Raw genomic sequence first — 19872 nt, forward strand, 5'->3', positions numbered from 1 at the left:
GGGGGCAGCGACGCTACAGCCCCTCCACCACGCCCTACGGGCGCGGTCCCCCTCCCCACCGCTACGCGGCAGGGAGGATCTTTCAGGCCGCCACCTCCCCCTTCTTCCCGACCCCGCCCCAGTCGATATTCCGCGTCATGTACATCACGCCTGCCAGCGCGAAGAACATCAGCACCGACCCGATCAGGAGCGAATAGGCCTCGAGGTTCAGCAGCACATAGAGCAAGGCATAAAGCCCGACGAGCATCGCCGCCAGGAAGCGCGCCCTCTTCCAGCTCTTGAGCACCGCCGCGCTGTAGAAGGTCAAAAGTCCAATGATCCCCGCCGACGCCAGCAGATAGGCCGGCGTAAAGCCGATCACCTCGGCGAAGGCCAGCAGCAGCACGAAGAACAGCACCAGCGCCACCCCTGTCAGTAGATATTCGGCCGCCGCGACGCGCGCCCCGCCGATCACGTCGAACATCAGGAAAGCGACGAAGGTAAAGCCGATGAACAGGAAGCCATATTTAATGCTCCGGTCGACCTGGCTGTAGAGGTCGACGGGCTCGATCAGGCTGATCGCGATCGCCTTGGCGGTGCCGCCCGACGCTTCGGACGGCGACGCTTCAGCCACCGCGGTTTCGACCGCGATGTCGGCATAGCGCGGCTCGCCGCCACCGCCATAACTGACCTGCGGCGCCGCCAGGTCGCCCGTCAGCAATTGCGCCTGCCCCAGCGCCAGGTTCGAGATCGCATAGGTCGCGCTGAACCCGTCGCCGCCGATCACGCGCTTCACCGGCAGGAAATCGCCGCCGAAGCTCGGGTTCGGCCAGCTCGACTTCACCGTCCAGCGCGTATCGACCCCGCGCGGGACCAGCCGGAAATCGCCCAGCCCGCGCACCCCGATCCGGTAATCGACCTTCATCGGCGCGGCGCCGGTCCAGTCGACGAAGGCGAAGGCCCCCGAATTATTCGTCGAGAGCAGCCCCTTGCCCGGTTTCAGCGGCACCGCGGTGCCGTTCACCGCCAGGCTGTTACCGTCGACCAGCCCGCGCGCGTCGCTGACCCCCAGCCGCACCTCGGCACGGTCGAGCAACAGCGCCTCGCGCGCGACGCCGTAGCGCGCGATATCGGCGGGCAGCACGAAATTCGCACTCCCCGATATCTGACTTTCATAAACGACCGTCTCGTAAATCGCTTTCTTGCGCTTCTCGGGCTTGATCACGACGTCGGCCTTGTTCGCCTCGGGCGACAGGTACAGGCTGCGGATCGTCTCGACCGTCCGCGTCACGTCGCGGCCATTCTCGGTCACCGTCTGCTCTTCGGTCGCGCGATAGGGGATGACGATCACCGGCCCGGCGATCGTCTGCTGCCCGCCCCAGCCCTGCCCGATCGACTGCTGCGCGGTCTCGGCCTGCTGCTGGCGATCCCACAGCAGGCCATAGACCATCAGCAGAGGCACCATCAGCGCAACCGCGATCAGCACCGCGATGACCAGTTTCATTCCGGGGCTGCGCTCACGCTTCTCGGCCTCGCCCCACGGCGAGGGCGGAACGGGCGGCACGGTCGGGGATGCAGGGGAAGACGGCGACGGCATGGGGGAAACTCCTCTCGCTCAACTCGTCGCCAGAAATAAACGGTTCGTCGATGCCGTCAAGCGGCTTGCGATGCGCTGCGGGGCTGCTATCGCTGGCGCAGGATCGCGACACAAAAGGGACAGAAGGTTGCGACGGCCATGACTGCAGAGGGGGCGGACGCGTCGGCGATGCGTCCCTATGACATTTTTATCAGCTACAGCCGGGTCGACGCCGACCGGGCGATACAGCTGCGCGACCTGCTGCTCGCGCGCGGCCACCATGTCTTCTTCGATGCCGAGGGGATCGACGCGGGCGCCGAATTTCCCGACGTCATCGACCGCGCCGTCAAGGGCGCGAAGGTCGTGCTCGGCTGCTGGACCCCCGCCGCGATCCAGCGCCGCTGGGTGCGCATCGAAAGCCGCATCGGGCTCGACCGCGGCTCGCTCGTCGCCATCGCGCTCGAAAAGATCGATCCCGAGGCGCTTCCCGCCGAATTCTACAATGTCAACGTCCTCGACATGTCGGGCTTCGACGGCAGCGAGGCGCACCCCGCCTGGCAGCGCGTGCTCGTCGCGATCGACCGCCGGCTCAACAAGACGACCGCCGCCCCCACCGCCGACGACATCCGCCCCGCGGGTCCGAAGAAGCGCCACTTCTCCCCGCTCGCGCTCGGCGCCGCCGCGGCGCTCGCCATCGCCGCGGTCGGCGGGGGCGGCTGGTATCTCGCGAACAGCGCGCCCGCCTTCGACCATGCCTCTACCGCCGCGAGCTTCGACCGAACCGTCAAGGCCACCGAACCCGTGATGGCCAACGCGCTCGTCAGCGCGCTTAACGACGTCGAGACCACCAGCAACGGCAAGGTCTTCTGGGCGCTCGCGCAGCTCATCGCGGTCGAAAAATCGCCGAGCGCCGAGGAGCTCGCGCGCTTCGAGGCCGCGGTGACCAAATTCCTCGGCGGTGACTGTCGCTGCGTGATGGTCGAGGGTGCGCCCTTTACCATCGTCTCGACCTGGACGCTCACCGCCTATGGCGTGATGAACCGCGCGCCGCCTGCATCCGTCGTCGACGCTTTGCTCGCCGCGCAGAACCGCGAGGGCTGGTGGTCGAGCACGATGGACGCCGCCGACCGCCCCGACAATGCCGCGACCTATATCACCGCGCTCGCGGTCATCGCGCTCCGCGACATCGACCCTGCGCTGAAGGCCGACCCGGCCTTGCAGGCGCGCGCCAAGGCCGCGCGCGCCCGCGCGGTCGAATGGCTCAAGAAGCGCCGCCCCAAACCCGGGGTCAACTGGGCGGATTACCCCGATAACAGTCTGCGCACCGAAGCGCCCTCGGTCTCGGCAATGGCGACGCTCGCCTTGCTGCCCGAGGTCGGCCCGGCCGAAGCGAAGGAGATCGCCGAGAATTATGTGGCGGGCATCGACAAGCTCTCGCCCGTCGACCAGAATATCTCGAACGACGTCAACGTCATCCGCGCCGGCGGCGACACCTATGTCGACACATATCGGCATGTCCCCTTCGGTTGGGAAGTCTATGCGCTGGGCAAATCCTACCCCCTGCTGACGGGCGACGCCGCGGACAAGGCCGCCGCCCTGCTCGATCAGGCGAAGGCGATAAGCCTCTCGGATCCCAAGCTCGCCCGCCAGGACTGGATGCTGGCGGAACAGTTCCTCGGCCTACGCGGCGCGCGCGATGCGCTGAGCGCGAAGAAGCGCTAGGCGCTGCAGCTGTTTTGGGGTGGAAACGAGACGATCCTCCCCACTTGTGGGGAGGTGGCAGCGCGAAGCGCTGACGGAGGGGGCTCTCGTCCTTGCGCGGTGCGTCAGGCAGAGAGCCCCCTCCACCACCCGCTTCGCGGGCGGTCCCCCTACCCGCAAGCGGGGAGGATTAAGAACGTCAGCTAACGCCCGAAACCAGTCATTCAAAAGAAAAAGGCCGACAAAACGCCAGCCCCCTCCCACCGAGAACGCAAGAAAGGGAGGCGGCCTCCCCCCAGAGGCCGCCTCCGGGCACGGCGTCAGAAAGCTGCGCCGAGCGAAAAGAGCACCGCACCGTCGGCCCCCACGGCTTCCTTATAGCCGAGAGTCTTGGGCGCATCGGTGTTGACGTAGGAAATGCCGAAGGTCAGCACCTTCCAGGTGAAATCAACCCCGACCGAATAGTCGAATACCTCGCCGTCCAGCCCGCCGAGGAAACTGTCGCTCTTGGCATAGCCGAGGTGGCCCTTCAACTTGATCGGGGTGTCGGGAATCGCGACGCCGATGTCGGTATAGGCATAGATGGCGCTCGCATCGCCGAGCGAATCCTGGCCGCCCGGCGCCCAGGCGAGGCCGCCCTTGACCGACGCCGGACCGATCGTGCCGGTCAGCGCGACATAGGGCTCGACCACGGTCGTGTTGTCGACGCCCGGATAGAGATAGACGGTCGCGCCGATGTCGCCGGTCAGGCCGGGCGCGATTTCCTTCGCGAAACCGCCATAGACGTCGATCTCGGTGCCGTTGTTGAAGCCGATGCTCGACCCCCAGGTGCCGAGGTAGAAGCCGCTGTCGTGCGCGATGGTGAAAGTGCCCTGAATCGCGGCTTCTTCGTTCGACTGGCTGAAACCGCGGAAACGATAGTCGCTGACGACAGTGGCACCACCGGTGATCGTGATGCCGTCGCTATCTTCCTCGGCATCCTGGGCGAAAGCGGTGGACGGCATCGCGACGGCGGCGAGGAGCATGCCGAGGCACGCGCGGGAGAGTTTCTTCATGGACTGATCCCCTAGAAAGGAAAATGGATCGTCCCTGCCTGCTGCGTGATGGCCGGCCTCTGTGTCGGGCCAGCCTTTTCATGCGAGGCTCCCTTTTGGCGAAGTTGCTGCGGCGCACAACAGAAAAAATGGCGTCCCCTGCCCATAAATTGGGCACTGTGACAATTATGCAACAATTACCTTGCGCAAAACCGGTTTCACTCGAAACAATATTGCGCGATCAGAAGGCGAAACCAACCGATGCAACGATCGTCGGGTCGTACAGGCTATCGACGGCCTTCACCCCGGTCTTGCCGATGTCGGTGTCGACATATTTCAGCCCCAGCGTGAAGCGGTCGAAACTCGCGCGCGCGCCGATCGACCAGTCGAGATAATCGCCGTCGCCCGGCGCGAGCGACCCGTCGCTATAGCCCACCCCCGCGGTCAGCGTGACCGGCGTGTTCGGAATCCCCGACGACAGCCCGAGGCCGAGATACAGGCTGTCGTCCGATCCCAGCGCCGCCTGGTCCCAGGCATAAGCAAGTGTCCCCGTCGCCTCGACCGGCCCCAGCATGTACGAAAGCCGCGCGGCGGCCTCGCCATAGTCGCTCGGCCCGAACGCCTTGTCGCCGCCCGGATACCAATAATAGGTGAGCCCCAGGTCGAGCCGCGTCCCCGACGCGATCTCGGCCTCGTACCCGCCGTAAAGCTGCGCCTCGACATCGCCAGTGGCCGCCCCGCCGTCGACATTCGACCCCCACGCACCGAGGTAGAAACCGCTGTCGTGGCTGACCGCGACCGTCGGCTGCACCGCGACATCGTCGCCCGACCGCGAAATCCCGCGAAAGCGATAGTCGGACACCAGATCGACGCCGCCCGACACCGACAGCGACCCCGCGGGCGGATCGGCGACATCCTGCGCGGCGGCGGGAACGGCGATCAGCAGCATGGGCACGGCAAGCAGGCGAAGCATCGAATATCCTCGGGGTTTTGGGGGAGCGCGACCTTGGCGCGGTGCGCGACGGGAGGCAACCGCTAGTGGGCGAGTGGCGGGTTTGGGGGGTGCCAGACCATCCTCCATTTCCGTTCGTGTCGAGCGAAGTCGAGACACCCTAAGGCATGCGCTCCCGATGGGTGTCTCGACTTCGCTCGACACAAACGGGATTTATAGGGCGGCTTGTCCACGACCGCCCGAAACCGGTCACGCCGGCTGAGGGCTTCATCTGGACACAATCCTGCTCTAAAGGACGCTCACCCTCTCCCAAGGACGAAGCGATGAGCGACCATAACCCCGGCCTGCGCCCCTGGCGCGACATTGCGCGGCGCACATCGCGTCAGATCATGGTCGGCAACGTCCCCGTCGGCGGCGGCGCGCCGATCAGCGTCCAGACGATGACCAACACGCTGACCAGCGATCCCGTGGCGACGATCGACCAGATCCGCCGCTGCGAGGAGGCGGGCGCCGACCTGATCCGCGTCTCCTGCCCCGACACCGATTCGACCGCCGCGCTGCCCAAGATCGTCCGCGCCGCACGCATCCCGATCATTGCCGACATCCATTTCCACTATAAGCGCGCGCTCGAAGCCGCCGACGCCGGCGCCGCGTGCCTGCGCATCAACCCCGGCAACATCGGCTCGTCGGAGCGCGTCGGCGAGGTCGTGCGTGCCGCCAAGGCCAATGGCTGCGCGATCCGCATCGGCGTCAACGCCGGCAGCCTCGAAAAGGATCTGCTCGAAAAATATGGCGAGCCCTGCCCCGAGGCGCTGACCGAAAGCGCGCTCGACCATATCAAGCTGCTCCAGGATCACGACTTCCACGACTATAAGGTCGCGGTGAAGGCCAGCGACGTCTTCCTCGCGGTCGCCTCCTATATGCAGCTCGCCGACGCGGTCGACTGCCCGCTGCACCTCGGCATTACCGAAGCGGGCGGGCTGATCGGCGGCACCGTCAAATCGGCGCTCGGCATCGGCAACCTGCTCTGGGCCGGCATCGGCGACACGATCCGCGTCAGCCTCTCGGCCGAGCCCGAAGAGGAAATCCGCGTCGGCTACGAGATATTGAAATCGCTGGGCCTGCGCACCCGCGGCGTCCGCGTCGTCTCCTGCCCCAGCTGCGCGCGGCAGGGCTTCGACGTCATCCGCACCGTCCAGGCGCTCGAGGAAGCGCTGAGCCACATCAAGACCCCGATGTCGCTCTCGGTCCTCGGCTGTGTCGTGAACGGCCCCGGCGAGGCGCGCGAGACCGACATCGGCATCACCGGCGGCGGCAATGGCAAGCATATGGTCTATCTCTCGGGCGTCACCGACCATCATGTCGCCGACGCCGACATGATCGCGCATGTCGTGAAACTCGTCGAAGCCAAGGCCGCCGAGATCGAGGCGGGCAGCGCGGTGAGCATGGACACGCTCCACGGCAAGGCCGCGTGAAGACGAAGAGCGACATCGTCGTCGAACCCCCGGTCGCCCGCAAGGCGGCCGCCACCGGCGCTTCGGCAACGGGTGCCGCTACCCTCGGCGCCGGCCATGTCGCCGCACTCGCGATCGGCGCGTTCGCGCTGGGTGCCTTCGCGGTCGGCGCACTCGCCATCGGTCGCCTGCGCATCGGTACGGCGCGCATTCGCAAGCTGCGCATCGACGAGCTCGAGGTCGGGAAGATCACCGGCATCGACCACGACCGGCGCTAACCGCAACGCTTTCCCCTAGCCAAGCCCCCTCGCCTGAATTAGCCACGGGAGTCATGGGGTTGCGGAGGGGATTATGAACAGCGAAAGCCAGCAAGCGCCGCGCGGCGAGCAAGCGGGGCCCGCTCGCCTCGCCGCCTTCTTCCGCACCATCTTCTCCGCCATCGGCGACTATCTGACCCGCACCTTCAGCCTCTTCTGGCTCGGCCCCGCGGTCGCCGCGCTCGTCGTGATCCCCGAGTTCGCGCAGCATGTTGCCGAGATTCACCTCGGCATGTTCGCCAGCGCCGACAGCTTCCGCACGCTCGCGGCCGACCCGCTGCGCATGGGTTTCGGCTATGTTAAGATCGCGGGCCTGTCGCTTACCTTCCTCGCCTCGGCGCGCTTCTGGTGGTGCCGCACGCACGGCGGCCGCTGGTACGACATCCGCCGCCTCGCCTGGGCGCGCCTGCTGCTCGGCTTCGTCCTGTTCATGGCGATCGGCTCGCTGACCGAACTGGTCAAGCCGCTGACCGGAAACGAGGCGCCGCTCGCCCTCATCGTCCTCGCCAGCCTGCTGTCCTTTCCCTTCCTCTTCATGATGATCGCAGGGCTGTTCGGCGACCGCGCGACCCCGCTCAAGGCGCTGATCCTGCGCAGCTGGCCATGGATCCTGCTGCTCGCGCTGCTGCTGCCGATCCTCTTCGGACCGCTCTTCCTCCTCCACGGCCTCAACCACAAATGGGCGCTCGGCGCCCCCGGCGCCGCGGTCTGGGCGCTGATGGTCTTCGACTCGATCGTCGTCGGGCTGATGGCCTCGCCGGTGGGCGCCGCGCTCTTCACCGCCTATAACCGCTTCGACCGCGCCCGGCAGGTGCGGTCCTCATGACCTGGCTCGCGCTCGCCGCGCTGCTGCTGGCCGCGCAGGCGCCAGCGCACGACCCCGCCGCGGTCGACAAGGCCAAGGCCCGGCTCTCGGCGGAGATCGTCCGGCTTACCGCCGACGACGCGGCCTACCGGCGGCGCTGCGCCCGCTTTGGGAACGTGCCCATCGACCTGGCGCGCGACGATCTGACCGACGATCAGGTCGTCTGCGCCCACGCGCGCTACCGCCGCACCGCCGGTCACGCCCTGCCGCCGCATTGGGCGGCCGATGTCCCGCCGCCGCCGGCCGAAGCGGCTCCCTCTGCGCCCCTTTCCGAAAGGCCGAAATGACCCTCGCGATCCGTTCCGCCACGCCCGCCGACCTGCCGCTGATCGCGCAGTTCATCCGCGACCTCGCCGACTATGAAAAGCTCGCGCACGAGGTCCGCTTCGACGACGCGACACTGGGCGACCGCCTGTTCGGCGCGCGGCCCTATGCCGAGGTCGTGATCGGCGAGATCGACGGCGCGCCGCAGGGCTTCGCGCTCTTCTTCCACAATTTCTCGACCTTCGAGGGCAAGCCCGGCATCTATCTCGAAGATCTGTTCGTCCGCCACGCCGCGCGCGGCTCGGGACTGGGCAAGGCGCTGCTCGCGCATCTCGCGAAGCTCTGCGTCGAACGCGACTGCGCGCGCCTCGAATGGTGGGTGCTCGACTGGAACACGCCGTCGATCGGCTTCTACCAGAGCCTGGGCGCGAAACTGATGGACGAATGGACCGTGATGCGTGTCGACGGCGACGCGCTCACCGCGCTCGCGGGTCAATAAGGCCCCTCCCGCAAGCGGGACGGGCTATTCGGGTCACCCCGGCTTCTTGAACCGCAGCACGAATTGGTCGGTCTTGCCCTGGATCGACCGGTCGAACACCGCGACCGTGCGCGTATCGGCCTTGTTCGCGAGCAGCGGGCTTTCGCCGTCGAGCACGAAACCCGCCGCGAGCACCTCGGCCTTCACCGCCTCGGCGTCGATGCGGTGCAGCGTGTCACAATCGCGCGTTCCCGATCCTGCGGCGGCGCTATGGTCCAGCACGACATAATAGCCGCCGGGCTTCAGCGCCGCGAACGCAGCCCTATTCAGCCGCTCCGCGGCGTCCGTCGGCGCCTTCGCGCCTTTTATGTCGTGATAGTTGCGCGACGTCCAGACGACGTCGGCCTTACCCGCCGGGCCGATGCTGTCGAACGATCCGCTCAACAGCGCGACGTTGCTGCGGCCTGGCTCGCGCGCGAGCGCCTGCATCGCGCCGCTGCTGCTCGGCTCGACGGCGATCACCTTGCCGAAGCGGCCGACAGCGTTCGAAAACACGCGCGTGAAATAACCGCCGCCGGGCAATATTTCGATCACCCGATGGCCGCGCTTGATGCGCGCGAAGCGTACCATCATCGCTGGCTTGCGCTGGGCGTCCTGCGCCTTGTCGGCGGCCGGACGGCCAGGATCGGCCGCGGCGACCTGTGCCCGTACCGGTTCGACCGGCACGACCAGTGCAGTGCCCGCCACGGCGAGGCCCAGGGCGGCGAAGAGATAGCTGGTATTCCGCAGCAGAGCCTGACGCGTCATGATATTCCTCCCTTTGGCGGCAGTTGTCGGCGATTAGACGTCGACAAGCGTGCGATTGGATGCAGCAATAGGGCGAATGCGTCGCGCGCATGCGTATTATTCTACCAATACACCTTGGGTACCGACCAACCGACGAACGGCGTAACGACGGGCACCGGCGGCGCACCGACGCGTTTTCGTCGCGGGCGATCGCCTTCGCGACCCGAACCCGCGATCCTTCGCTATCGGTGAACCGCGGCCGTCAATGCCGCGGCCAGGTCAGCCGCCGGTGGCCGGGGCCGGTGCCGACCGCGGACGCCGCCGTTCCATCGGCGCTCCGGGCACATGCGCATCGGACAGACGCTTCGCCTCGTCTGCCGCCACGCCCAGGTCCGTGAGCACGCGCACCAGCGCATCGGCCGCCGGCACCGCGACGTCTGGGGCGACGCCGTCGCCCTCCCAATCCTTGCCGGTCACCGGGTCATAGGTGCGCCCGACGGGGATGAAGGCCTGAAAGCCGCCGCCCAGTTCCTCGCCATAGCCGAAATGATTGGCGCCGCCGGTCGCGTCGCCGACCAGCGTGCCGCGCTTCGTATGCTTCATCGCCAGCGCGAAATGCTCGGCCGCCGAGCCGCTCGCGCCCGATGTCAGCACATAGATTTTGGCATCGCGCAGCCGCGTGTCGGCGTTCGGCGTCGCCCAATGCTCGCGCGTCACCATGCCCGCGTCGCCCTTGGCGGCGCGCATCGAGGCGAGCCCCGCGATCGGCGATCCGCCCTGCGCATCGACCGACTCGCGCGTCGCCATCGTCACCAGCCGCGTCGGCTCGGCGAACAGCCAGGGGAACATGACGTCCATCTGGTCCATCCCGCCGCCGCGATGCGTGCGGATGTCGAAGATGATCGCCTTGGCATCGGCATGATCGGCCATGAATTTCGCCGCCGCCGCGGTCACCGCTTCGTCCTGCGGGAACAGGTTGAAGCGGATATAGGCGATGCCCGGCGCGATCCATCCCGGCTGCTCGATCGCGGGCAGGTTGGGCGAGCGCGGGCGGGGCGGAGCGCCGCCCGGCACCGCCGCGGCGGGGGTGCTGCCCGCGGGCGGGCGCACGCGCAAATGGCCGTCGGGCGATACCGCGTTGACGTCCTCGTCGATCGCCTTCGCCAGCGCGTCGCCCGACAGCGAGGCATAGCGCCCCGCCTTGATCGCCGCGCGGATCGCCGCGGCATAACGCTGCCCCGTCTCGGGATAGACATAGTCGCGCGCCAGCAGCACGGCATAGGCTTCGGCAACGGCATCGCTCTTCACATCGGGCGCCGCCGCCGCTTCCTCGGCGTGGACAGGCATGGCGGCAAGCGGCATCGCCGCGGCGAGCAGGAGCGGCAAAAGGCGCTGCGAACGAATCATTCTTCTCTCCAATCCAACCCGGTTCGGGGGGAGGTGTATCAGAGTTACAATACAGATCAACTACAATTGTAGTCGATACGCGCTCACGGCTTTTTGCGCGCGAACCAGATCAGCACGACGCCGACCACCGCGAGCACGACGCCGTTGCGCGTCCAGGTCGTATCGCCCAGCATGAAGCTGCTCGCCGGCCAGCGCACGATGTCGAGTCCCTGCAAGATCCAGAGGCCACCCATCAGGATCGCTGCGATCCCGATCATGGCCATGATGCCCTTTACCGTACCCATGTCGCTCTCCCCTATCGACGCTGCAGTCCGATCAGCGGCCGCAGCCAGTCGATGCTGCGCCCGATCCAGTAGAAAAGCCAGCATCCCGTTACCGTCGCGGCGACCAGGATCAGGAAGGAGGGCAGCGCCGCGACCTGTCCCTGCAGCAGCCACCAGCCGACGACGACGATGATCGTCTGGTGGACGATGTAGAAGGGAAAGACCGCCTCGGCGAGCATCGCGCGCCGCGGATGGTCGCGGTTCCACTTGGCGTCGGCGATGCCCAGCAGCGCGATGATGATCAGCCAGCCGTTGAGGTGGCGCGCGACATGATAGGGCAGGAACACCCACTGCGGCGCTCGGGTGTCGCCCGGCCACGTCCACTCGATCCAAGCGACGGGCAGGAAGGCGAGCAAGCCCAGCACCAGCGCGACCTTCCACCAGCGCGCCACCGCCTCGAACAGCACGGGCCGCACCCGCAGCAGCCAGCCCACACCGAAAGCCGCCAGATAATGGAGATGCGACGGCCCGTCGTCGAACAGGCCATGCGTCTCGTCATGGTCGGGAAAGGCCAGATAGATCGCCACCCACCACAGCGCGGGCAGCACGAGCAGCCGCCATCCGCCCAGCAGCCGCGCCGCGCCGTCGGCGACTTTCGCGCGCGCCGCCCCGGGCACGATCGCCAGCAGCAACGCCGCGAGCATCGTATAGACCCACAGGTACACGACGAACCACAGATGCTGCCACGTCGGCAGCGCGATGCCATCGATGAACTGGAAGCCGAAATAATCGTGCAGCCAGAAATGCAGGAAACCGTGCGGATAACCGTGCTGGCCGGCAAGGTCGATCCACGGCTGCGGCGGGATGATGACGACCACGGCAAACACCAAAGGGATCAGCAGCCGCGCGCTCCGCGACCGCGCGAACCCGCCCGGCCCGCCGAGCTTCGCGAACAAGGCCGCGCTCGCATAACCCGGCACGAGGAAGAGCAACGCCAGCCGCCAGCTGTTCGTCGCGAGCATCGGCAGCGCGACCCAGTCGAGCGGCTCGGCGATCTTCACATGCCAGCCCCACGGCACGAAATACATGCCGATATGATAGAAGATCAGCAGGCCGAATGCCGCGATCCGCAGCCAGTCCATGCCATAGTGGCGTCCGCCGGTCATAAGCCCCCTGTCCGCTGCTCGCTGACGCCAGCCTAGCGAAGCAGTCCGGCATCGCGCAAGGCCGCTCCGCCGCGCGGCGCGGCAGCGCGCTCAAAGAATGAAGTCGGTCGCGGCCAGCTGGCTCATCTGAACATTGTGCAGCACGATCACATCGCCATTGCCCAGCACGATGCCGCCCACCGATCCGTCTTGGACGAAGCGCGCCTGCAGCTGCGCGAAGCTGGTGAAGCCGAAGGCGCTGAGGTCGATATCGTCGGTCCCGCGCTGAAAATCGCCGATCACATCGCCGCCCGTGCCGCGCTCGAATATGAAGACATCGGCTCCGGCCTCGCCGAACAGGACGTCGGCGCCGCCCTTGCCGTTCAGCCGGTCGTTGCCGCCCCCGCCGAGCAGGTAATTGGCCGATGCGTTGCCGGTAATCATATTGGCGAGTGCGTTGCCGACCCCGAATGGCGTCGTCCCCGCCAGCGTCAGATTTTCAATATTGTCATAGAGATAATAGCCCGCGCCGTTGATGTTGGCGTAGACCGTGTCGGTACCCTGCCCCGCCTGTTCGAACACCAGATCGTCGGGGGTATCGACGTAAAAGCTGTCGTCCCCCGCATTGCCGTAAAGCAGATCGTAGTCGCCGAGCCCGCTGTCGCCGCGCAATATGTCGTTGCCGACCCCGCCGACCAGGATGTCGGTCGAAAATCCCGCGCCGCCAATCAGCGTGTCGTTGCCGTCCTCGCCATAGATCTCGTCGGCGTCGATGCCGCCGTCGATCATGTCGTTGCCGAGCCCGCCGACGATATAGTCGATCCCCGCATCGCCGAACAATTGGTCGTCGCCGCCCTCGCCAAAGATCGAATCGCGCGCGCCGCCGCCGCGGACCGTATCGTTGCCACCACCGGCGATCAGCAGATTCTGCCCTTCGTTGCCGGTGATGATATTCCCGAGCGCGTTGCCGACCCCGAAGATGTTGCCCGCGCGGACCGACAGCGTCAGATTCTCGACATTGGCGTGCAGATAGGCGCCGACCGTCGCCACCACCTCGTCGGTGCCGCCATTGGCGTCCTCGAACGCCAGGTCGCCGCTGTCGTTGAAATAATAGATGTCGTTGCCGGCACCGCCGTGCATCATGTCGTTGCCGAGCCCGCCGGCGAGCCGGTCGTTGCCGCCGCCACCGAAAAGCGTGTCGTTGCCGTTCTGGGCACCCAGTATCGGCGTGTAGCGCGTCGTGTCGCCGTCATAGTTCGGGCCGGATACCGTCGTCGGGATAAAGCCGTTCGCTTCGCCGCGCTGCTCGAGCGCCGTCTGCGCCGCGCCCGCCGCGATCCCGGTATCGGCGGACAGCGTCAATATGCCCTGCGACGCGAAATCGGCGAGCGCCCGGCTGATGCCGTTCTGATTGTTCGTCGAAAGATAATTTTCGGCGAGGATGGCGTCGATGGCGTTGTAGTAGCGCGCTGCGGTTGCCGGGTCCGACAACGAATCGATGACGATCGACGGCGCCCCGTTGACGATGATCGCAAAGCGGTCGGCCGCAGCCGCGCCCTGCGTCGAGCGGACCAGGTCGCGCGCATATTCGGCAAGGTCGATGATCAGGTCGCGCACTTCGCGCGCATTATTCTGCGACAGCGGCACATTCTGATCGACGAAATAGCGCACGACATCGTCGAAGAAGATGCCGTCGAACCCCTGTCCGATCATCTCGGCGATCCGCGCCTTGAACAACGGGGTCACCCCGGCGACCCAATTGGGGTCGTCGAGGTTGATCAGGCGAGTGTCGGCGGTGTCGATCGCGCCGAGCCAGCTCGGCGCGGCGCCCGTCAGCGTCCCGGTCGCAAGGCCGTTCGACGTCCAGCTCTCGTTCCAGAAGCCGACATAATCGTTGATCTTGGTCAGGTCGAGATAGCCGATCACCAGCTTGCCGTTCGATCCGATATTGGCGATCTGCGCCGCGGTCCACAGCGTCTCGCTATGGTTCGGGCCGGCATTGATGATCACCCTCGCCGAATTGATGATCAACAGATCGTGGTTGCTCTGCTGCAGCGCGCTCTCGGTATAACCGTTGCCGCTGTAGATGATCGCATGGTCGCGGACGCCCTGCAGCGCCGCGTTGCGCGCAAACACCGTATCGCCGAACAGCACATCTTCGCCCGAATTGCCGCGCAGGATGTCGTTGCCGCCATGGCCGATCAGGATCTCGCCGGTCGGCACCGGCTCCAGCGGCGACCCCGGCGGCGGGTTCGCGGTCAGATCGTCGGCGCCGCTCGTCCCGATATTCCGCTTGCCGTCGCGCGCCATCATCCGTCTCCCACCACGAAAGCGGCGACATCACGCGTTACGGTCCTCCGCACAACGCGCCGCAAACAAAAACAGAAGACAAAATGATCCCATTACTACGATTCGGCCAGCGCTATTCGATGAACCGTTGAGTAAAAACGAAAGACGGGACAATCCCGGCCCTATTGGCGCAGCACGCGCCACGCCAATTCCGCAAACTCGCACAGCAACGGCCGCGTGTCCCTGGGGTCGATGATGTCCTCGACCCCATATTTCTCGGCCGTGCGGAACGGCGAGCGCACACGATTGAGCCGCGCCCGGATCGCCTCCAGATGCGCCGCCGGATTCTCCGCCGCCTCGAGCTCGCTCTTGTACGCCACCTCGACCCCGCCCTCGATCGGCAGGCTGCCCCAGTCGCCCGAAGGCCAAGCGAAGCGGTACTGGAAGCGTTCGGCGTTCGACATCGCGCTCCCTGCGATGCCATAGGCGCGCCGCACCACCACCGACGCCAGCGGCACCGACGCGCGATAGATCGCGTTCATCGCCTGCACCCCATACCGAATCGTTCCCGTCCGTTCGGCCTCGCCGCCGATCATGAAGCCGGGGTTGTCGACCAGATGCACGATCGGCAGCCGGAACTGGTCGGCCAACTTGACGAATCGCTCGGCCTTCTCGCTCGTCTTCGCATCCCACGACCCGCCGAGGTAGGAGGGATCGCTCGCCAGCACCGCCACCGGATAACCATCGAGCCGCGCGAAGGCGGTGATCACCGCCCGCCCCCAGCGTGCGCCCATCTCGAAAAAGCTGCCGGAATCGAACACCGCACTCGCGATGCGCCGCATCGCATAGACCTGCTTCGCCTCGCGCGGCACGACCGACAGCAGGCTCTCCTCACGCCGGTCCACGGGATCGCTGCATTCTGTCCGCGCCGCACGCTCGTGGATCGACGACGGCAGGTAAGACAAAAACCGCCGCGCCGCCGCGAACGCCTCGGCCTCCGACGCCACCTCGTCATCGACCACGCCGTTGCGCGTGTGCACATCGACTCCGCCCAGCTCCTCGCGACCCAGCGTATCGCCGATCGCCGCCGCGACCGCCGGCCCCGCCGCGAACAATTGCGACAGCCCGCGCACCATGATGCTGTAATGGCTCGCCACCACGCGCGCCGCGCCCAGCCCCGCGGTCGGTCCCAGCGCCAGCGCGACCACCGGCACCGTGTCGAGATTGGCGATGATCCGGTCCCAGCCGGGCACCGCGGGGATATAGGTATAACCCATATCCTCCAGCGTCTTGACCGACCCGCCGCCGCCGGTGCCGTCGATCATGCGGATCAGCGGCAGGCGATATTCATGCGCCATCGCCTCGCACTGCACGAACTTGCGGTGCAGCGCCGCATCGGCCGCGCCGCCACGCACGGTGAAATCGTCGGCGCTCGCAACCACCGGCCGCCCGTCGATATTGGCGCGCCCGAAAATGAAATTGCTCGCCGCCAGATCCTCGAGCTCGCCGTCGGGGCCGTAACTGCCGCGCCCCGCGATCTTGCCGATCTCGCGAAAGCTGCCCGGATCGACGATCGCCGCGAGCCGCGCCCGCGCGTCCATCTTGCCGCGCCCATGCTGGCGCGCGACCTTTTCCGCGCCACCCATCTTCTCGGCCATCGCGCGGCGCTGCCCGAGTTCCTCGACTTCTTTTTCCCAGCTCATGGCGCGAAGGCTAACTGACGTTGACGGAAACGTCATGTAAAACCTATCGTCGCGCCATGACGCGCCAGATCGCCCTCGCCTTCGCCGCCCTGCTCCTGCCGCTCACCCCCGTGTCGGCGAGCGAAGACGCCCCGCTCCGCAGCATCCCCGGCGTCGCCGCGCCCTATGAAAGCACCGCCTTCGACCCCAAAGCGGATGCGATGGCCGCGGTCGATGCCGCGCTCGCTGCCACGCGCCAGTCGGGCAAGCGCGTGCTGCTCGTGATGGGCTCGAACGACTGCCACGACAGCGCCTGGTTCGCCAATGCCGTGATCAGCCCCGACCTCGCCGCGACGCTTGCGCCGCGCTACCATATCGTCTTCGTCGACATCGGCATGCCGCAGGTCGGCCGGGGCAAGAACCCCCAAGTGCCGGCGCGCTTCGGCTTCAGGAAGATCAAGGGCACGCCGACCGTCGCGATCCTCGACGCGCGCGGCCAGGTCCTCAACCGCAAGACCGCGCCGCAATGGCGGAACGCCGCCAAGCGCAGCGTGAATGAGATCCAGACCGAACTGACAAAATAGGGAGAGCAACATGGCCGAGATGAACCTTGCGGCGCGCACCGCGCTCGTCACCGGCGCCTCGCGCGGCATCGGCCGCGGCATCGCGCTGGCGCTCGCCGAAGCGGGCGCCGACATCGCGGTCAACTACACCCGCGACGAAGGCGCCGCCGCCGAAACCGTCGCCGCGATCCAGGCGATGGGCCGCAAGGCGAAAGCGTACCAGGCCTCGGTCACCGACGAGGAGGCCTGCGCCGCGATGGTCGCCGCGATCGAAGCCGACTTCGGCCCCGTGTCGATCCTGATCAACAACGCCGGCATCGCCAGCCGCGGCCGCGGCGTCGCCGACACCGACGCGGCTGAGGTCGAGAAACTGCTCGCCGTCCACGCCATCGGCCCGCATCGCCTGTCGCGCCTCTGCTTGCCGCAGCTGCGCCAGCACGCACGCAGCGACGTGATCGTCATCTCCAGCATCGCATCGACCCAGCACGCGCCGTTCAGCGCTCCCTACACGATGGGCAAGGTCGCGGGCGAAGCGCTGGCGATGGCGCTCGCCAAGGAGGAACTCAAAAACGGCGTTCGCGTCAACATCGTCGCCCCCGCGCTCACCGTCAGCGACATGGGCGAACGCCTGTCGCGCGCGATCACCGGCCAGGACGACATCCACCACCTCGCGAGCAAGATGCCCTTCGGCCGCGTCGCCGAACCGAGCGACGTCGCCGCGGCGGTGCTATGGTTCGTCAGCGACGGCAACCCTTATTGCTCGGGGCAAAGGCTGGCGATCGACGGCGCGGGGATGGCGACTTTTCGGTGATTATCCCGCAATCGGGTGCCATGTCATTCAACCGAAGATCGAAGTGTTTACTCCGGGCCCAAGAATTCCTCGTTCGAGATCCCTCAGGCGCTCGCCAACTAGCGACAACAAATCCGCGACATCGCCAGCCTGCATAAAATCGAACAGGATGCGCTGATGATCTAAATCTGGCGAGAGTTGGAATCTATCAGATCCATCGTAGAAGCGCAGATATGCGGGATATTTTTCCAGCCGCTTTTTGCCCGCTTCGGTTATGTGAAAGCGGTTGCCATGGGCCACCGCATTTCGCACATGATATAAGAGTTCAAATTCTGGTTGGTGATCGAAGTACTGATGCGCCGCCAGCAGATCGCCTGCCGAAATAAGCACGCCGCAATACCACGATCTTGCGATTCCATCCCGCGTAAACGCATGATCTTTTCCTAACTCAAAATAGTATCGCAAGTCGAAAATGTGTTCGGAACCATCGACCCGGGAAAGGGTCCCGGACGCTCCAGCTCCGACGGGCAACGCCGGGATTGCAATTTCGGCATCTTTGGAAGCAGCCGCATATGTGAAGGCTTCGAAGGCATAACAGCCTTGAGCCAGCTCAAAAAGCACCTCACCTACATCAAATGCTCCGGGAAACCGGCTTTTGAACTCCTCACCCAATTTCAATTACTCCAGATAATATTTGCTCACGTCATCCCATGCGCCACCGGAATTCCCGACGGCGGCCCGTCGGGGATCGCCATCAATTCGGCCTCGCTCGCTCCCGCCTCGTACCGAGCGAGCAGCACATCGGGGTCATATTCGACCCCGATCGGATTGCTCCCGAACAGCTCGCTCTTCATATAGGCGACGCCGTCGGCGACGCTGCCATGGTCGACCTGAAACTCCATCCGGTTTCCGTCGGGGTCCTGATAATACATCGACAGCGCGATACCGTGGTGGATCGGCCAATAGGGCGTGATGCCCGCGGCCTTCAGCCTCTTGTACGTCGCGAGCAGATCGCCCGCGCTCGCAAACGTATAGGCGACATGATTGACCCCGACATCGCCGCGACCGCCGTCGCCGCCGGGCTTCAAAAGCTCGAGATTGGCGAAGGCGAAACGGTGATGCTCGTCGTCATAGGTCAGGAAAGCGAGCGCCGGGTCCCGGTGCACCACCTCGGCATGGAACACCTTCTGATACCAGGCGATCATCTCGTCATAACGCCGCGTCTGATAGACGACATGCGCGAATTTGCTCGGCTTGGTCATCGCTCCGTCTCTCCCCAAAGACCCGCGGCGATGCTGCGCGCGCCGGCGCGGATGTGCAAGCCCGAAGCGCTCCGCTACAGCCCCCGCCATGCGCCCCGATTCGCCCTCGCCCCTGCTCCCCTTCCTGATCGCCTGCGCGGGCATCGCGACCTTTTCGGCGATGGACGTGCTGATGAAGGGGCTGTCGATCGAGCTCGGCGCGTATAACGCGGTCCTCTGGCGCACCGGCTGCGGCACGCTCGTCAGCGGTGCGATCTATTTGTCGCTGTGCCCGGTCTGGCCCGACCGCGCCACCATGCAGATCCACGCCTGGCGCTCGCTGTTCGTCGCCGCCATGGCGCTCTGCTTCTTCTGGGCGCTCGCGCGGCTGCCGATCGCCGAGGCGATCGCGCTCGCCTTCGTCGCGCCGCTGATGGCGCTCTACATGGCGGCGATCTTCCTCGGTGAGAAGATCGGCCCGCGCTCGGTCGCCGCCTCGCTGCTCGGGCTCGGCGGGGTGCTCGTCATCGTTGCGGGCAAGATCGGCGGCAGCGATTACGAACCCGACGCCCTTTGGGCGGTCGGCGCGGTGTTCCTGTCGGCGGTCTTTTACGCCTACAACCTGATTCTCGCGCGCCGGCAGGCGAAGATGGCCGAGCCGCTCGAGATCGCCTTTTTCCAGAATTTCTTCGTTGCCGCGATCCTCGCGCTCGGCGCGCCGTGGTTCGCGGTGGTGCCGAGCTTCGACCATGCCCCGCACATCCTCGGCGCCGCAATCCTCGCGACCACCTCGCTGCTGCTGCTGAGCTGGGCCTATGCCCGCGCCGAGACGCAGATCCTCGCCACGACCGAATATACCGGCTTCCTCTGGGCGATGCTCTTCGGCTGGATCTTCTTCGCCGAGCCCGTCACCCTGCCGACGATCGCTGGCGCCGTCCTGATCGTCGCCGCCTGCCTGATCGTGGCGCGCAAGGTGCCGCACGACGATCCCGTCGAGCCGGCAGCGGCCTGATCTTCTCCCCTCCCGCAAGCGGGAGGGGCAGCGAGACTTGCGAACTTGTTCGCTAGTCGCAGCCGGGTGGGCAT

General features: G+C 66.2%; 20 protein-coding genes. 9 read left to right on the forward strand and 11 right to left on the reverse strand.

The genetic code is table 11. The features are described from left to right. Window positions 1-82: 82 nt before the first annotated feature. Window positions 83-1576: a cell envelope integrity protein CreD gene (gene creD, locus BWQ93_RS11740; protein ID WP_083720840.1), complete on the reverse strand. Its 1494-nt coding sequence runs from the start codon at window positions 1574-1576 to the stop codon at window positions 83-85. Between the two features lie 138 nt (window positions 1577-1714). On the opposite strand from creD, the gene BWQ93_RS11745 reads away from it, so the two are divergent. Next, complete coding sequence (locus BWQ93_RS11745; RefSeq protein WP_083720842.1) at window positions 1715-3277, forward strand: toll/interleukin-1 receptor domain-containing protein; 1563 nt, start codon at window positions 1715-1717, stop codon at window positions 3275-3277. A gap of 299 nt (window positions 3278-3576) precedes the next feature. Here the strand turns inward: BWQ93_RS11745 and BWQ93_RS11750 are convergent, their stop codons facing one another. Further along, window positions 3577-4311 (reverse strand): TorF family putative porin, encoded by a 735-nt coding sequence (locus BWQ93_RS11750; protein ID WP_077030712.1) that lies wholly within the window; start codon window positions 4309-4311, stop codon window positions 3577-3579. A 220-nt stretch (window positions 4312-4531) separates the two neighbouring features. Then, window positions 4532-5263 (reverse strand): TorF family putative porin, encoded by a 732-nt coding sequence (locus BWQ93_RS11755; protein WP_077030713.1) that lies wholly within the window; start codon window positions 5261-5263, stop codon window positions 4532-4534. Between the two features lie 302 nt (window positions 5264-5565). Here BWQ93_RS11755 and ispG point away from each other — a divergent pair, with 302 nt between their 5' ends. The 5 genes from ispG to BWQ93_RS11780 all read left to right on the forward strand — a co-directional run bounded on the left by ispG (window position 5566) and on the right by BWQ93_RS11780 (window position 8641). Further along, window positions 5566-6717: a flavodoxin-dependent (E)-4-hydroxy-3-methylbut-2-enyl-diphosphate synthase gene (ispG, locus tag BWQ93_RS11760; protein WP_077030714.1), complete on the forward strand. Its 1152-nt coding sequence runs from the start codon at window positions 5566-5568 to the stop codon at window positions 6715-6717. Continuing rightward, on the forward strand, window positions 6714-6974 hold the full coding sequence (locus BWQ93_RS11765) for a hypothetical protein (RefSeq protein WP_232314599.1): 261 nt from the start codon (window positions 6714-6716) through the stop codon (window positions 6972-6974). Before ispG ends, BWQ93_RS11765 begins: the two co-directional genes overlap by 4 nt. 73 nt (window positions 6975-7047) lie before the next feature. Further along, complete coding sequence (locus BWQ93_RS11770) at window positions 7048-7839, forward strand: hypothetical protein (RefSeq protein ID WP_077030715.1); 792 nt, start codon at window positions 7048-7050, stop codon at window positions 7837-7839. Beyond that, window positions 7836-8165: a hypothetical protein gene (locus BWQ93_RS11775; RefSeq protein WP_077030716.1), complete on the forward strand. Its 330-nt coding sequence runs from the start codon at window positions 7836-7838 to the stop codon at window positions 8163-8165. Before BWQ93_RS11770 ends, BWQ93_RS11775 begins: the two co-directional genes overlap by 4 nt. After that, the gene (locus BWQ93_RS11780) at window positions 8162-8641 is read left to right on the forward strand and encodes a GNAT family N-acetyltransferase (RefSeq protein WP_077030717.1); all 480 of its coding nucleotides are present in this window, start codon (window positions 8162-8164) and stop codon (window positions 8639-8641) included. The genes BWQ93_RS11775 and BWQ93_RS11780 overlap by 4 nt, the downstream gene beginning before the upstream one ends. A gap of 33 nt (window positions 8642-8674) precedes the next feature. On the opposite strand, the gene BWQ93_RS11785 is transcribed toward BWQ93_RS11780, so the two are convergent. The 6 genes from BWQ93_RS11785 to BWQ93_RS11810 form a co-directional block, all read right to left on the reverse strand. Further along, window positions 8675-9427 (reverse strand): class I SAM-dependent methyltransferase, encoded by a 753-nt coding sequence (locus tag BWQ93_RS11785; protein ID WP_077030718.1) that lies wholly within the window; start codon window positions 9425-9427, stop codon window positions 8675-8677. A 258-nt stretch (window positions 9428-9685) separates the two neighbouring features. Beyond that, window positions 9686-10813, reverse strand: a complete 1128-nt coding sequence (locus BWQ93_RS11790) for a S41 family peptidase (protein WP_077030719.1) — start codon at window positions 10811-10813, stop codon at window positions 9686-9688. Between the two features lie 83 nt (window positions 10814-10896). Further along, window positions 10897-11097, reverse strand: coding sequence for a hypothetical protein (locus BWQ93_RS11795; RefSeq protein ID WP_077030720.1), 201 nt, complete (start codon window positions 11095-11097; stop codon window positions 10897-10899). A gap of 11 nt (window positions 11098-11108) precedes the next feature. Continuing rightward, window positions 11109-12242, reverse strand: a complete 1134-nt coding sequence (locus tag BWQ93_RS11800) for an acyltransferase family protein (protein WP_077030721.1) — start codon at window positions 12240-12242, stop codon at window positions 11109-11111. A gap of 90 nt (window positions 12243-12332) precedes the next feature. After that, window positions 12333-14534 (reverse strand): endo alpha-1,4 polygalactosaminidase, encoded by a 2202-nt coding sequence (locus BWQ93_RS21425; RefSeq protein WP_077030722.1) that lies wholly within the window; start codon window positions 14532-14534, stop codon window positions 12333-12335. Window positions 14535-14692: 158 nt separating this feature from the next. Continuing rightward, window positions 14693-16213 carry an acyl-CoA carboxylase subunit beta gene (locus BWQ93_RS11810; RefSeq protein ID WP_077030723.1) on the reverse strand — a complete coding sequence of 507 codons (1521 nt, stop codon included), beginning with the start codon at window positions 16211-16213 and terminating at the stop codon, window positions 14693-14695. Window positions 16214-16269: 56 nt separating this feature from the next. Here BWQ93_RS11810 and BWQ93_RS11815 point away from each other — a divergent pair, with 56 nt between their 5' ends. Next, window positions 16270-16776 carry a thioredoxin family protein gene (locus BWQ93_RS11815; RefSeq protein WP_077030724.1) on the forward strand — a complete coding sequence of 169 codons (507 nt, stop codon included), beginning with the start codon at window positions 16270-16272 and terminating at the stop codon, window positions 16774-16776. A 10-nt stretch (window positions 16777-16786) separates the two neighbouring features. Next, entirely contained in the window at window positions 16787-17566 is a 780-nt protein-coding gene (locus BWQ93_RS11820) for an SDR family NAD(P)-dependent oxidoreductase (protein WP_077030725.1), read from the forward strand. 27 nt (window positions 17567-17593) lie between these two features. On the opposite strand, the gene BWQ93_RS11825 is transcribed toward BWQ93_RS11820, so the two are convergent. Beyond that, entirely contained in the window at window positions 17594-18223 is a 630-nt protein-coding gene (locus BWQ93_RS11825; protein WP_198040371.1) for a hypothetical protein, read from the reverse strand. Window positions 18224-18243: 20 nt separating this feature from the next. Further along, a complete protein-coding gene (locus tag BWQ93_RS11830; protein WP_077030727.1) occupies window positions 18244-18807 on the reverse strand; it encodes a VOC family protein in 564 nt (187 codons plus the stop codon). Window positions 18808-18895: 88 nt separating this feature from the next. On the opposite strand from BWQ93_RS11830, the gene BWQ93_RS11835 reads away from it, so the two are divergent. Next, entirely contained in the window at window positions 18896-19798 is a 903-nt protein-coding gene (locus BWQ93_RS11835) for a DMT family transporter (RefSeq protein WP_077030728.1), read from the forward strand. Window positions 19799-19872: the final 74 nt, after the last annotated feature.

It is taken from the genome of Sphingopyxis sp. QXT-31 (assembly GCF_001984035.1).
Classification (GTDB): domain Bacteria; phylum Pseudomonadota; class Alphaproteobacteria; order Sphingomonadales; family Sphingomonadaceae; genus Sphingopyxis.

Excerpts from the sequence above, each read along its gene's own strand:
- creD (WP_083720840.1), bottom strand. The coding sequence starts at position 1,576 with ATGCCGTCGCCGTCTTCCCCTGCATCCCCGACCGTGCCGCCCGTTCCG.
- BWQ93_RS11745 (WP_083720842.1), top strand. The coding sequence starts at position 1,715 with ATGACTGCAGAGGGGGCGGACGCGTCGGCGATGCGTCCCTATGACATT.
- BWQ93_RS11750 (WP_077030712.1), bottom strand. The coding sequence starts at position 4,311 with ATGAAGAAACTCTCCCGCGCGTGCCTCGGCATGCTCCTCGCCGCCGTC.
- BWQ93_RS11755 (WP_077030713.1), bottom strand. The coding sequence starts at position 5,263 with ATGCTTCGCCTGCTTGCCGTGCCCATGCTGCTGATCGCCGTTCCCGCC.
- ispG (WP_077030714.1), top strand. The coding sequence starts at position 5,566 with ATGAGCGACCATAACCCCGGCCTGCGCCCCTGGCGCGACATTGCGCGG.
- BWQ93_RS11770 (WP_077030715.1), top strand. The coding sequence starts at position 7,048 with ATGAACAGCGAAAGCCAGCAAGCGCCGCGCGGCGAGCAAGCGGGGCCC.
- BWQ93_RS11775 (WP_077030716.1), top strand. The coding sequence starts at position 7,836 with ATGACCTGGCTCGCGCTCGCCGCGCTGCTGCTGGCCGCGCAGGCGCCA.
- BWQ93_RS11780 (WP_077030717.1), top strand. The coding sequence starts at position 8,162 with ATGACCCTCGCGATCCGTTCCGCCACGCCCGCCGACCTGCCGCTGATC.
- BWQ93_RS11785 (WP_077030718.1), bottom strand. The coding sequence starts at position 9,427 with ATGACGCGTCAGGCTCTGCTGCGGAATACCAGCTATCTCTTCGCCGCC.
- BWQ93_RS11790 (WP_077030719.1), bottom strand. The coding sequence starts at position 10,813 with ATGATTCGTTCGCAGCGCCTTTTGCCGCTCCTGCTCGCCGCGGCGATG.
- BWQ93_RS11795 (WP_077030720.1), bottom strand. The coding sequence starts at position 11,097 with ATGGGTACGGTAAAGGGCATCATGGCCATGATCGGGATCGCAGCGATC.
- BWQ93_RS11800 (WP_077030721.1), bottom strand. The coding sequence starts at position 12,242 with ATGACCGGCGGACGCCACTATGGCATGGACTGGCTGCGGATCGCGGCA.
- BWQ93_RS21425 (WP_077030722.1), bottom strand. The coding sequence starts at position 14,534 with ATGATGGCGCGCGACGGCAAGCGGAATATCGGGACGAGCGGCGCCGAC.
- BWQ93_RS11810 (WP_077030723.1), bottom strand. The coding sequence starts at position 16,213 with ATGAGCTGGGAAAAAGAAGTCGAGGAACTCGGGCAGCGCCGCGCGATG.
- BWQ93_RS11815 (WP_077030724.1), top strand. The coding sequence starts at position 16,270 with ATGACGCGCCAGATCGCCCTCGCCTTCGCCGCCCTGCTCCTGCCGCTC.
- BWQ93_RS11820 (WP_077030725.1), top strand. The coding sequence starts at position 16,787 with ATGGCCGAGATGAACCTTGCGGCGCGCACCGCGCTCGTCACCGGCGCC.
- BWQ93_RS11830 (WP_077030727.1), bottom strand. The coding sequence starts at position 18,807 with ATGACCAAGCCGAGCAAATTCGCGCATGTCGTCTATCAGACGCGGCGT.
- BWQ93_RS11835 (WP_077030728.1), top strand. The coding sequence starts at position 18,896 with ATGCGCCCCGATTCGCCCTCGCCCCTGCTCCCCTTCCTGATCGCCTGC.